This is a genomic window from Nocardioides faecalis (assembly GCF_018388425.1).
GTDB lineage: Bacteria > Actinomycetota > Actinomycetes > Propionibacteriales > Nocardioidaceae > Nocardioides > Nocardioides faecalis.
The window spans coordinates 1,834,062-1,846,262 of sequence record NZ_CP074406.1 but is presented as its reverse complement, the minus strand read 5'-3'; the positions used below and the strand labels follow the sequence as shown (position 1 = coordinate 1,846,262).

At 71.4% G+C, this 12,201-nt stretch carries 13 protein-coding genes; 6 read left to right on the top strand and 7 right to left on the bottom strand.

Going from position 1 to position 12,201, the window contains the following annotated elements; translation table 11 throughout:
• Window positions 1–48 precede the first annotated feature (48 nt).
• The 3 genes from KG111_RS18565 to KG111_RS08455 all read right to left on the bottom strand — a co-directional run bounded on the left by KG111_RS18565 (window position 49) and on the right by KG111_RS08455 (window position 3,437).
• Window positions 49–879, bottom strand: coding sequence for a sensor histidine kinase (locus KG111_RS18565; protein ID WP_432806879.1), 831 nt, complete (start codon window positions 877–879; stop codon window positions 49–51).
• Between the two features lie 544 nt (window positions 880–1,423).
• On the bottom strand, window positions 1,424–2,101 hold the full coding sequence (locus KG111_RS08460; RefSeq protein WP_205290205.1) for a response regulator transcription factor: 678 nt from the start codon (window positions 2,099–2,101) through the stop codon (window positions 1,424–1,426).
• A 100-nt stretch (window positions 2,102–2,201) separates the two neighbouring features.
• The gene (locus KG111_RS08455; RefSeq protein ID WP_249666360.1) at window positions 2,202–3,437 is read right to left on the bottom strand and encodes a cytochrome P450; all 1,236 of its coding nucleotides are present in this window, start codon (window positions 3,435–3,437) and stop codon (window positions 2,202–2,204) included.
• A gap of 145 nt (window positions 3,438–3,582) precedes the next feature.
• On the opposite strand from KG111_RS08455, the gene KG111_RS08450 reads away from it, so the two are divergent.
• Window positions 3,583–4,746 carry a steroid 3-ketoacyl-CoA thiolase gene (locus tag KG111_RS08450; protein WP_205290203.1) on the top strand — a complete coding sequence of 388 codons (1,164 nt, stop codon included), beginning with the start codon at window positions 3,583–3,585 and terminating at the stop codon, window positions 4,744–4,746.
• 73 nt (window positions 4,747–4,819) lie between these two features.
• Here the strand turns inward: KG111_RS08450 and KG111_RS08445 are convergent, their stop codons facing one another.
• From KG111_RS08445 to KG111_RS08435, 3 genes are all read right to left on the bottom strand, one after another.
• Window positions 4,820–6,058, bottom strand: coding sequence for a cytochrome P450 (locus tag KG111_RS08445; protein WP_205290202.1), 1,239 nt, complete (start codon window positions 6,056–6,058; stop codon window positions 4,820–4,822).
• A gap of 111 nt (window positions 6,059–6,169) precedes the next feature.
• The gene (locus KG111_RS08440) at window positions 6,170–7,054 is read right to left on the bottom strand and encodes an SDR family oxidoreductase (protein WP_205290201.1); all 885 of its coding nucleotides are present in this window, start codon (window positions 7,052–7,054) and stop codon (window positions 6,170–6,172) included.
• Entirely contained in the window at window positions 7,051–7,833 is a 783-nt protein-coding gene (locus KG111_RS08435; RefSeq protein ID WP_205290200.1) for an SDR family oxidoreductase, read from the bottom strand. Before KG111_RS08435 ends, KG111_RS08440 begins: the two co-directional genes overlap by 4 nt.
• A 41-nt stretch (window positions 7,834–7,874) precedes the next feature.
• Between KG111_RS08435 and KG111_RS08430 the strand changes: the two genes are divergently transcribed.
• From KG111_RS08430 to KG111_RS08410, 5 genes are all read left to right on the top strand, one after another.
• Window positions 7,875–8,636 (top strand): enoyl-CoA hydratase family protein, encoded by a 762-nt coding sequence (locus KG111_RS08430; RefSeq protein ID WP_205290199.1) that lies wholly within the window; start codon window positions 7,875–7,877, stop codon window positions 8,634–8,636.
• Window positions 8,633–9,526, top strand: coding sequence for a CoA transferase subunit A (locus KG111_RS08425; protein ID WP_213450035.1), 894 nt, complete (start codon window positions 8,633–8,635; stop codon window positions 9,524–9,526). The genes KG111_RS08430 and KG111_RS08425 overlap by 4 nt, the downstream gene beginning before the upstream one ends.
• Window positions 9,523–10,323 (top strand): CoA-transferase subunit beta, encoded by an 801-nt coding sequence (locus KG111_RS08420; RefSeq protein ID WP_249666359.1) that lies wholly within the window; start codon window positions 9,523–9,525, stop codon window positions 10,321–10,323. Before KG111_RS08425 ends, KG111_RS08420 begins: the two co-directional genes overlap by 4 nt.
• Window positions 10,320–11,387 (top strand): NAD(P)H-dependent flavin oxidoreductase, encoded by a 1,068-nt coding sequence (locus KG111_RS08415; protein WP_205290198.1) that lies wholly within the window; start codon window positions 10,320–10,322, stop codon window positions 11,385–11,387. Before KG111_RS08420 ends, KG111_RS08415 begins: the two co-directional genes overlap by 4 nt.
• 61 nt (window positions 11,388–11,448) lie before the next feature.
• Window positions 11,449–11,841, top strand: coding sequence for a hypothetical protein (locus KG111_RS08410; protein ID WP_205290197.1), 393 nt, complete (start codon window positions 11,449–11,451; stop codon window positions 11,839–11,841).
• Window positions 11,842–11,876: 35 nt separating this feature from the next.
• On the opposite strand, the gene KG111_RS08405 is transcribed toward KG111_RS08410, so the two are convergent.
• Window positions 11,877–12,188 (bottom strand): hypothetical protein, encoded by a 312-nt coding sequence (locus KG111_RS08405; protein ID WP_205290196.1) that lies wholly within the window; start codon window positions 12,186–12,188, stop codon window positions 11,877–11,879.
• Window positions 12,189–12,201: the final 13 nt, after the last annotated feature.

Below are 12,201 nucleotides of genomic sequence, written 5' to 3'. Positions count from 1 at the left end.
CTTCGCCCGAGAGCGCTGAACCCTTCCTGAACGCTCCTGAAGCCGTCTTCAGGAAGCCCGCGCCGGCGCCGGCAGCCGTACGACGAACCGGGCCCCGCCGAGCGGAGCCTCCTCCACTGCGACCGTGCCGCCGTGCGCGGCGACGATCTCCCGGACGATGGCCAGCCCGAGGCCGCTGCCGCCGTCGTCGCGAGCGCGGGCCTCGTCGAGGCGCACGAACCGGTCGAAGACCCGCTCCCGGTCGGCGGGGGCGATGCCGTGGCCGTCGTCGTCGACGACCAGCTCGATGCCGCCGTCGTGGGCCCGCAGGCCGAGGGCGATGCGGGAGCGGGCGTGCCGGGCCGCGTTGTCCAGCAGGTTGCGCACGACCTGGCCCAGCGCCAGCTCGTCCCCGTGCACCCGGGCCGGGCCGACGCCGCTGGTGTCGACGTGCAGCTCCGGTCGTCGCAGGCGGCGGGCGTTGGTGAGCAGCAGGTCGTCCAGGTCGACGTCGCCCAGCGGGCGGCCCGAGGCGCCGGCCTCGGTCCGGGTGAGCACGAGCAGCTGCTCGACCAGGCGCTGCATCCGGATCGACTCCTCCAGCACGGCTTCGGCGAGCTCGCCGTCGTCGAGCGCGCCGGGGTGGGCCACCGCGACCTCGGCGGTCTGGCGCAGGGCGGCCAGCGGGGAGCGCAGCTCGTGGGAGGCGTCGGCCACGAACTGCTGCTGGCGGGCCCGGGAGTCTTCGAGGCGGCCGAGCATCCGGTTCATGGTGGTGGCCAGGCGGCGCACCTCGTCGCGGGTGGGCGGCTCGGGCACCCGGCGGTCCAGCCGGTCCCCGGTGATCTGGTCGACCTCGCGGCGGATCCGCTCCACCGGCGCCAGCGCGCGGCCGACCACCAGCCAGGTGGTGCCGGCCAGCAGGAGGAGCAGCAGCGGCACCCCGACCAGCAGCGGCGCCAGCAGTGCCCGGGTGGAGTCGGTGACCTCCTCCAGCGAGGCGGCCACGACGACGTCGTACTCGACCTCGGAGATCTCGGCGTCCTCCACGACGACCAGGTAGGGCTCGTCGGCGCCGGGCAGCGTGACCTCGGTGCCGGCGGTGGGCAGGCGCGGCAGTCCCGGCTGCGAGGCGGCGACGACGGTGCCGTCCTCGCCGCGGACCTGCCACACGAGCTCCTCGGGCTCGTCGGCGTCTCCCCCGTCCGTGTCGTCGTCCTCGTCGGCACGGCCGGGCAGCCCGTCGGTCTCCAGCTGCTGCACCAGTGCCGCGGCACGCTGCTCGGCGCTCGCCTCGACGCCGTCGCGCAGCGAGTCGCGAACCAGCAGCACCAGGGCGCCGGCGGCGAAGCCGAGGACGACGGCGACCACGAGGACCGCGGCCAGGGTGGTGCGCAGCCGGACCGAGAGCCGGGCCCACGGGCCGGGCCGGGGCGAGGCCACGTCAGCCGCCGTTGCTGGCGAGGCGGTAGCCCGCGCCGCGCAACGTCTCGATGGCGGCGCGGCCGAAGGGCCGGTCGATCTTGTTGCGCAGATGGCGCACGTAGACCTCGACGATGTTGGGGTCGCCGTCGAAGTCGACGTCCCAGACCGCCTCGAGGATCTGCCGCTTCGACACCACGTCGCCGCGGTGCCGGGCCAGGAAGGCCAACAGGGCGAACTCGCGTGCGGTGAGCGCGACCTCCTGCTCACCCCGCCAGACCCGTCGCGCCGCGGGGTCGACCTTCAGGTCGCCCATCTCCCAGGCGGTGGGGCGCTCGCGGGCACCGCGGCGGGCCACGGCGCGCAGCCGGGCCACCAGGACCGGGAAGGAGAACGGCTTGGTCAGGTAGTCGTCGGCCCCGGTGTCGAGGCCCTCGACCTGGTCCCACTCGCCGTCCTTGGCGGTGAGCATCAGCACCGGGGTCCAGTTCTGCTCCGCGCGCAGCGTCTCGCAGACCTTGTAGCCGTTGATGCCGGGCAGCATGAGGTCCAGCACGATGGCGTCATACGGGTTCTCGCGGGCCAGCCACAGCCCGTCGGTGCCGTCGTGGGCGACGTCCACGGCGAATCCCTCCGCCTCCAGCCCGATCCGCAGCGAGCGGGCGAGGCGCTTCTCGTCGTCGACGACGAGCACACGCATGGGCAGACCTCCGGAAGACGACAGGAGGCCATTGTCGCCGACCGGTGCTGAACGCCCGCTGAAGGAGCGTCCGGCACCGGCCGGTACGACGTCGGCTGCGTCAGCCGGTGTAGCTGACCTGCATCTCCTTGATCGCGTTCAGCCAGCCCGAGCGCAGCCGCTTGGGCTCCCCGGCCAGGGTGATGTTCGGCGCGAGATCCGCGAGCGCGTCAAAGATCAGCTTGATCTCCATGCGGGCCAGGTTGGCGCCGATGCAGTAGTGCGCACCGTGACCGCCGAACGCGACGTGCGGGTTCGGGTCGCGCAGGATGTTGAAGGTGAACGGGTCCTCGAAGACGGCCTCGTCGAAGTTCGCCGAGGCGTAGAACAGCGCCACCCGGTCGCCCTTGGCGATGGCCTGGCCGGCGAGCTCGGTGTCCTTCTTGGCGGTGCGCTGGAAGACCGTCACCGGCGTGGCCCAGCGGATGACCTCGTCGACCATCGTGTCGGGGCGCTCGCGCTTCCACAGGTCCCACTGGTCGGGGTTCTCGATGAACGCCTTCATGCCGTGGGTGATCGCGTTGCGCGTGGTCTCGTTGCCGGCCACGGCGAGCAGGATCACGAAGAACCCGAACTCGTCGTTGGTCAGCGACCCGTGGCCGTCCTCGCCGACGCTGATCAGCTTGGTCACGATGTCGTCCTGCGGGTTCTCCCGCCGGTCGTTCGCGAGCGCGTCGAAGTAGGCGATGATCTCCATCGAGGCGATCGCGGGATCGATGTCGAAGTCCGGGTCGTCGTACGCCATCATCTGGTTCGACCACTCGAACAGCTTCTTGCGGTCCTCCTGCGGCACGCCGAGGAAGTCGGCGATCGCCTGCAGCGGCAGCTCGGCGGCGAGGTCCTCGACGAAGTCGCCGGTGCCGCGGGCCACAGCCTCCTCCACGATCGCGTAGGCACGCTCGCGCAGGTTCTCCTTGAGCGAGGCGATCGCGCGCGGGGTGAAGCCGCGCGAGACGATGCCGCGCATCTTGGTGTGGTCCGGCGGGTCGTGGTGGATCAGCATCGCTCGCTGGACCTCGACCTGGTCCCGGGTCATGTCGGGGGCGAAGCGGATGATCACGCCGTTCTCGGCGGTCGACCAGGTGTCGTTGTCCTTGGAGACCTCGCGCACCTCCTGGTGGCGGGTCGCCGCCCAGTAGCCGGTGCCGAAGAACCCGGCACGCGCCTCCGGGGTCTGCTCCACCCAATGGATCGGGGCGGTGGCACGCAGGGCGCGGAACTCCTCGTGCGGCAGGGCGACGGCGTTGATGTCGGGATCCGTCGGATCCCACCCCTCGGGTAGGAGCAGCTCGGTCACAGGCGGGCCTCTCGTTGCTGGAACACGTTCTAGTTCGCGGCCCACACTACAAAGATGCGCGCGTTTACGAAAGGGTTTCGTCTTGCGCGTTTCGGCGGGATCCACAGAACAGGAACAGGTTCTAGTTCGGTGGTATCGTCGAGGCATGGGAACCCCCGTCATCGTCGAGGCCGTCCGCACCCCGCTGGGCAAGCGCAAGGGCTGGCTCGCCGGCCTCCACCCCGCCCAGGCCTTGGGTTTCGTGCAGGCAGAGGTGCTGCGCCGGGCCGGCGTGGACCCCGCCGAGGTCGAGCAGGTGCTGGGCGGCTGCGTCACCCAGGCTGGTGAGCAGTCCAACGACATGGTGCGCCGCGCCTGGCTGTACGCCGGCCTGCCGCAGGCGACGGCGGGCACCGCGCTGGACGCCCAGTGCGGCTCGGGCCAGCAGGCCGCGCACCTGGTCAACGACATGGTCGGCGCGGGCAGCATCGACGTCGGCATCGCCTGCGGCGTGGAGATGATGTCGCGCATCCCGCTCGGCGCGAACGTGCCCCCGGGCCTCGGCGACCCCCGCCCAGCCGACTGGGACATCGACATGCCCAACCAGTTCGAGGCGGCCGACCGCATCGCCCGGCACCGCGGCCTGACCCGGGCCGACCTCGAGGAGCTCGGCCTGGCCTCGCAGACCAAGGCCCGCGTCGCGGTCGACGAGGGACGGTTCAAGCGCGAGATCGCGCCGATCGAGGCCCCGGTGCTCGACGGCGAGGGCAACCCGACCGGCGAGACCCGTCTCGTCGAGCACGACCAGGGGCTGCGCGAGACCACCGCCGAGGGCCTGGCCGGGCTGCGCACCGTGCTGCCTGAGGGCCTGCACACCGCCGGCACCTCCTCGCAGATCTCCGACGGCGCCGCGGCGCTGCTGATCATGGACGAGGACAAGGCCCGCGCGCTCGGGCTGACCCCGCGCGCCCGGATCCGCACCCAGGTGCTGGTCGGCTCTGACCCCTACTTCCACCTCGACGGCCCCGTCGACGCCACCCGCCGGCTGCTGGAGCGCTCCGGGATGGCGATCAGCGACTTCGACCTGTTCGAGGTGAACGAGGCCTTCGCCTCCGTCGTACTGTCCTGGGCCGGCGTGCACGGCGTGGACATGGACAAGGTCAACGTCAACGGCGGCGCGATCGCCCTGGGCCATCCGGTCGGGGCGACCGGCGTCCGGCTGATCACCACCGCCCTGCACGAGCTCGAGCGCCGTGACGCCTCCACCGCGCTCATCTCGATGTGCGCCGGCGGTGCCATGGCCACCGGCACGATCCTCGAGCGGGTCTGAACCTGAACCGCCTCCCAAGCGGATTTGTCGAGATTTCCGAAGATCTCGACGAATTCGCTTGGGAGGCGGTGCGTCAGCGGTAGGAGACCGGCATCTCCTTGACGCCGTTGATCCACGAGCTGCGCAGCTTGACCGGCTCGCCGGCCAGGGAGATCCGGGCGTCGCGGTCGGCGAGGGCGTCGAAGATCAGCTTGATCTCCAGGCGGGCCAGGTTGGCGCCGATGCAGTAGTGCGCGCCGTGGCCGCCGAAGGCCTGGTGCGGGTTGTGCTCGCGGGTGATGTCGAAGGTGAACGGGTCGGTGAAGACGTCCTCGTCGAAGTTCGCGCTGGCGTAGAGCAGGCCGACCCGCTCACCGGCGCGGACCTGCCGCCCGCCGATCTCGAGGTCGCGCTTCGCGGTGCGCTGGAAGACGGTGACCGGCGTGGCCCAGCGGATGATCTCGTCGACCGCGGTGTCCGGGCGGGTGGCCTTGAACAGCTCCCACTGCTCGGGGTGGTCGATGAACGCCTTCATCCCGTGCGTGATCGCGTTGCGCGTGGTCTCGTTGCCGGCGACGGCGAGCAGGATCACGAAGAACCCGAACTCGTCGTCGGTCAGGCCGTTGCCGTCGACGTCGGCGGTGACCAGCTTGGTGACGATGTCGTCCTGCGGGTTGCGGCGGCGGTCGTCGGCGAGGGCCATCGAGTAGGCCAGGATCTCCATGAACGCCGTCATCTGGTCCCCCGGGATGTCCGGGTCGTCGTACGACAGCATCTGGTTGGACCACTCGAAGAGCTTGCCGCGGTCCTCCTGCGGTACGCCGAGGAGCTCGGCGATGGCCTGCAGCGGCAGCTCGGCGGCGATGTCGGTGACGAAGTCGCCGCAGTCCTTGGCCAGCGCCTCGTCGACGATCTTCTCCGCGCGGGCACGCAGCCAGTCGTGCAGGCCGCCGACCGCGCGCGGGGTGAAGGCGCGCGAGATGATCTGGCGCAGCTTGGTGTGCTCGGGCGAGTCGTGGTTGATCAGCAGGAAGCGGGTCTGCTCCAGCTCCTCGCGGGTCATCTCGGGTGCGAACCGGATGATCACGCCGTTCTCGTAGGTGGAGAAGTCGGCCTGGTTCTTCGAGACCGCGGCGACGTCGGCGTGCTTGCTCAACGCCCAGTAGCCGGTGTCGAGGAACCCGGCACGGGCACCCGGGTCGGGCTGCTCGACCCAGCTCACCGGGGCGGTACGACGCAGCTCGAGGAGCTCGGCGTGCGGCATCCGCTCACGCAGGATGTCGGGGTCGGTGGGGTCGAGCGGCGAGACGGGGCGGTGCTCGGCGACGGTCATGTGGCGGTGCCTCTCAGTGGGAGCGACGGGGAAGCGTCCCCCGTGACGCTACACACATTCCGCCCTAAACGAAAGCCTTTCGTTTAGGGCGGTTCCACCCCTGCCCCGGGCTCAGCCGCCCGTGCCGTAGACCGGCTCCGGCGCGGGCGCCTCGGCCAGCAGCTCGCGCAGCGCCGGGCCGACGGCGCCGGCCTCCCACCGCGTGCCGTTGTCGCGCGAGGGGCCGTGCGCCCAGCCGTTCTCGACCGTGATCACGCTGCCGTCGATCTCCACGACCCGCCCGGTCACGTCCCCGGCCTCCTCGGAGGCCAGCCACGCCACGATGGGCGAGTTGTCCTCGGGCAGCGCCATCTCGGAGGTGTCGAAGGCGCCGTCGGTCATCCGGGTCTTGGCGACCGGGGCGATGGCGTTGACCGTGACGCCGTAGCGGCCCATCTCGACGGCGGCGACCAGGGTCATCGCGGCGATCCCGGCCTTGGCGGCGGAGTAGGTGGTCTGGCCGAGCGAGCCCTGCAGCCCCGCGCCCGAGGAGGTGTTGATCACCCGGGCCGCGCGCTGGCGGCCCTCCTTGGCCTCGGCGCGCCAGTAGGCGCCGGCGTGGCGCAGCGGCGCGAAGTGACCCTTGAGGTGGACCCGGATGACGGCGTCCCACTCCTCCTCGGAGGTGTTGACCAGCATCCGGTCGCGCACGAAGCCGGCGTTGTTGACCAGGATGTCCAGCCCGCCGAAGGTGTCGATCGCCTGGCGCACCATCGCCTCGGCCTGCGCGAAGTCGGCGACGTCGGCACCGTTGACGACAGCCCGGCCGCCGAACGACTCGATCTCCGCGACGACGTCGTGCGCCGGGGAGTCCTCCTTCTCACCGGCCAGCGAGACGCCGAAGTCGTTCACGACGACGGCGGCACCGTGCCGGGCCAGCTCGAGCGCGTGCGCCCGTCCGATGCCTCGGCCGGCGCCGGTCACGATGGCCACGCGGCCCTCAAGAAGCTTGCTCACTGGTTCTCTCCTCGGTTCTGGCTGGCGTTCTGCGCGATGTGCAGGAAGACCGGTTGCTCTCCCCCGCCGTGGCAGGCGAGGCGAGCACCGGAGACGTAGGAGGCGAGGTCGCTGGCCAGGAAGGCGGCGACCCGGCCGATCTCGGCGACGTCGGCCATCCGGCCGGCGGGGATCGTGCGCTCGATCGCGGCGACGGTCTCATCGCCGCCGTAGTGGTCGGCGGTGTCGGCGGTGCGGACCAGGCCGACCTCGATCGCGTTCACCCGCACCTTCGGCCCCCACTCCTGGGCGAGCGAGGTGGTCAGCGAGTCGATCCCGGCCTTCGCGGCGCCGTACGCGGCGGTGCCGGGCGAGGGCCGGCTGCCGGAGACCGAGGAGATGTTGATGATCACGCCGCCGTCGGGCTGTTGCTGCATCGCCCGGTTCGCGGCCTGGCTGACCACCAGCGCCGCCATCAGGTTGAGGCCGACGACCTTGTCGTGAAAGCGGGGCGAGGCCTCCGCGGCCGGGGCGTACGGCGCCCCACCGGCGTTGTTCACCACGACGTCGAGGCTGCCGTGGTCGGTGACGATGCCGGCCACCAGCGCGGCGACGGCATCGGGGTCGCGCACGTCGCAGGTGCGGTGGCTCGCGCCGGCGGGCGGCTCGGCCTCGGAGCGCCCGCACGTGACGACGGTGGCGCCGGCGGCGACGAGCACCTCGGCGATGCCGCGGCCGATGCCCTTCGCGCCGCCGGTGACGAGGGCGACCCGGCCGGAGAGGTCGAGGGTGAGTGCCATGCCCGAACCATACCAAGCAAATGCTTGGTAGGGTGCCGGGCATGACGATCACCAGTGAGCTGCGCGACGACGGCATCCGCGTCGTCACGATGAGCGCTCCCCCGGTCAACGCCCTCACGGTCCAGGGCTGGTTCGACGTGGCCGCGGCCCTCGACGCCGCGAGCACCGACCTCGACACGAAGGTCGTGGTGCTGCGTGCCGAGGGCAAGGGCTTCAACGCCGGCGTGGACATCAAGGAGATGCAGAACACCACCGGGTTCGACGCCCTGCTCGGCGCGAACAAGGGGTGCTACGCGGCGTTCAAGGCCGTCTACGAGTGCGCCGTCCCGGTGATCGCCGCGGTCAACGGCTTCTGCGTCGGCGGCGGGGTCGGCCTGGTCGGCAACGCCGACTGCGTGGTGGCCAGCGACGACGCCTACTTCGGCGTGCCGGAGGTCAACCAGGGGGCGCTGGGCGCCGCCACGCACATGGCGCGGCTCGTGCCGCAGCACATGATGCGCACCCTCTACTTCACCGCGCGCACCATCAAGGCCGCCGACCTCGTGCAGTTCGGCTCCGTCCTCGAGGTCGTGCCGCGCGAGGAGCTGTTCGAGGCCGCGCTGCGCGTGGCCCGCGACATCGCCGCCAAGGACACCCGGGTCATCCGGGCCGCCAAGGAGGCGCTCAACGGGATCGACCCGATCAACGTCAACAAGTCCTACCGGTGGGAGCAGGGGTTCACCTTCGAGCTGAACCTCATGGGCGTGGCCGACGAGCTGCGCGACGACTTCGCCGGGACGGACAAGAGCAAGGAGAAGAAGTGAGCCGCAAGCCACGGGACAAGCAGATGACGATCGAGGAGGTCGTCGACTCGCTGGCCGACGGGATGACCATAGGCATCGGCGGCTGGGGCCCGCGGCGCAAGCCGATGGCCCTGGTCCGCGCGATCCTGCGCTCGGACCTGAAGGACCTGACCATCGTCAGCTGGGGCGGCGCCGACGTCGGGCTTCTCGCCCGCGCCGGCAAGATCCGCAAGCTCGTCTACGCGTTCGTCAGCCTGGACTCCGTCCCGCTCGAGCCCAACTTCCAGCGCGCCCGCCAGCAGGGCACGATCCCCGAGGTCGTCGAGCTCGACGAGGGCATGTTCCAGACCGGGCTCAAGGCGGCCGCCGAGAGGCTGCCGTTCCTGCCGATGCGGGCCGGGCTGGGCTCCGACGTGATGGTCAACAACCCCTGGCTCAAGACCGTCACCAGCCCGTACGACGAGGGCCACGGCCACGAGGAGCTCGTCGCCGTGCCGGCACTGAAGCTCGACGTCGCCCTGGTGCACCTCAACCGTGCCGACGTGCACGGCAACGCCACCTACCTGGGCCCCGACCCGTACTTCGACGACCTGTTCGCGATGGCCGCCGATCGGACCTACGTGAGCGTGGAGCAGGTCGTCGACACCGCCGGGCTGACCGTCGACACCCCGGTGCAGCGGGTGCTGCTGAACCGGATGATGGTCACCGGTGTCGTGGAGACGCCGAACGGTGCCCACTTCACCACCTGCACGCCCGACTACGAGCGCGACGAGCGCTTCCAGAAGGCGTACGCCGCCGCGGCCGGCGGCACCGACGAGGACTGGGCCGCGTTCTCCGAGCGGTTCCTGTCCGGTGACGAGGCGGCCTACCAGGCCGCAGTGAAGACCTTCAGCGAGGAGCAGGCCAAGTGAGCGACGTGACCGACACCGCGACCAACGACGTGACCCGCGCGGACGTCTGCGCCGCAGCCATCGCGGACGCGTTCGCCGAGGACGGCGAGATCTTCGGCAGCCCGATGGGGCTGCTGCCGATGCTCGGCGTGCGCCTGGCGAAGCTGACGTCCAACCCCGACCTGGTGATCTCCGACGGCGAGTCGCTGTTCCTCGCCGGCGTCCCGCCGCTGTTCGGCAAGAGCGACGTGATCGAGGGCTGGATCCCCTTCCGCAAGGTCTTCGACGTCGTCGCCTACGGCAAGCGGCACGTGATGATGGGCGCCACCCAGATCGACCGGCACGGCAACCAGAACATCTCCGCGATCGGCGACTTCGCCCAGCCCAAGCGTCAGCTGCTCGGCTCGCGCGGCGCACCGGGTAACACGGTGAACAACCGGACGTCGTACTGGGTGCCCAAGCACTCCACCCGCGTCTTCGTCGAGCACGTCGACATCGTCAGCGGCGTCGGCCCGAAGCGGGCCAAGGAGGCCGGCCCGGGCGCCGCGCGGTTCAACGACATCCACCGGATCGTCACCAACCTCGGGGTCTTCGACGTCAAGGGCGCCGACGACACGGTCCGGCTGCTCTCGGTGCACCCCGGCGTCACCGTCGACGAGGTCGTCGCCGCGACCGGCTTCACGCTCGACGTGCCGGCCGAGGTGCCCACCACGCGGGTGCCGAGCACCGAGGAGCTGGTGCTGATCCGCGAGGTGCTCGACCCCAAGGGCCTGCGCTTCCGCGAGGTGCCCGAGCCCGCCAAGGACGCGGCGTCGTGACCGCCCAGCAGCTGCGCACCGCGTTCACCGACCTGGTCGGCATCCCGCACCCGGTGGTGCAGACCGGGATGGGCTGGGTGTCGGGGCCCCGCCTGGTCTCCGGCACCGCCAACGCCGGCGGGCTGGGGATCCTGGCCTCGGCCACGATGACCTTCGCCGAGCTGGAGAAGGCGATCATCGAGGTCAAGGCGCGCACCGACGCGCCGTTCGGCGTCAACCTGCGTGCCGACGCGGGCGACGCCGCCGACCGCTGCCGGCTGCTGATCGACCACGGCGTGAAGGTGGCCTCGTTCGCGCTGGCGCCCAAGCCCGAGCTGATCGCCATGCTCAAGGAGCACGACATCGTGGTGATGCCGTCCATCGGGGCGGCCAAGCACGCGAAGAAGGTCGCCTCCTGGGGCGCCGACGCGGTGATGGTGCAGGGCGGGGAGGGCGGCGGCCACACCGGTCCGGTGCCGACCACGCTGCTGCTGCCGACCGTGCTGGACGCCGTCGACATCCCGGTGATCGCGGCCGGGGGCTTCTTCGACGGCCGTGGGCTCGCTGCGGCGCTGTCCTACGGCGCCGCGGGCATCGGCATGGGCACCCGCTTCCTGCTCACCCGCGACTCCGCGGTGCCGGACGCGGTCAAGGAGCTCTACCTGACCAAGGGGCTGACCGACACCGTCGTCACCGCCAAGGTCGACGGGATGCCGCACCGGATGCTGCGCACCGAGCTGGTCGAGGAGCTGGAGGAGACCAGCGCGGTACGCCGCCTCGGCCCCACGCTGCGCCGCACGCTGGAGTTCAAGTCGTCCTCGGGCATGAGCTGGGCCGAGCTGCTCAAGGACGGCCGGGCGATGAAGAAGACGCAGGGCCGCACGATGGCGCAGATGGCGCTGGCCGCCAACACGCCCACCATGCTCCGCGCGGGCCTGGTGGAGGGCGACACGTCGGCCGGCGTGCTGGCCAGCGGTCAGGTCGTCGGCGTCATCGACGACCTGCCCACCTGCGCCGAGCTCATCGAGCGGGTCGTCACCGAGGCGGCGGCGGCGCTGCGTCGTACGGCGTCGTACCTGGCCTGAGCACCGGCTTGAGCACCGGCCTGAGGGACGGCCTGGGCGGCGGTTGCGGCATGCTGGACCGATGCGATTCACCGAGCACGAGCTGACCGCCGCCCTGGCGGGCGCGGCCAAGGCCGTGATGGCCAGCGACCGGAAGTTCCGCAAGTCCGGTCAGGACGTCGACGCCGCCTGGGAGGCGATGGACAAGTTCGCCCGGTTCAAGCTGCTGGACACCCTCGGCGACCAGATCCTGCCGGTGCTGGTGGCGCTGCCCGACGTCGACGTCGCCCCGGGCACCCGGCCGCAGTACAGCGACGCGCAGGTCGCCGAGGTCGTCTCGGGCCTCCTCGGCGACGACCTCGGCCGGATGCGGCGCAGCGTCACGATCAAGGCCCGCACCGCCCTGGTGCAGCTGGCCCTGGCCGCCGTGCCGCCGAGGCTCGACCCGGACGCGCTGCTCAACGCCGAGGACTGACGTCCCCGCCAGACCGGACCGGGCCGGTCGCCTGGTCAGTCCGCGGAGGCCGCGTCGCGGCGCTCCTGGAGCCGCTGCTGCGCGGCGTCGAGGAACTCCAGGCACGGCGCCTCGGCGCCGGGGTGCCGCTCGACGAGGTGGAAGATCCAGCGGTCCATCGCGGCCATGAAGCCGTTGTCCTGACCGGGTCGGTAGGCCGACCACGGCCGGTCGTCACGGACCTTGCACTGCGTGCAGGTGATCTTGTAGACGAACTGGTCGGCGTCGTCCACCTCGATCCGCACCCGGGCCAGGTCGCCGGCCTGCGCTGCGGCCTTCCGCTCTCGAGCGGACCTGCTCGCCACCATCTCGCCTCCCGCG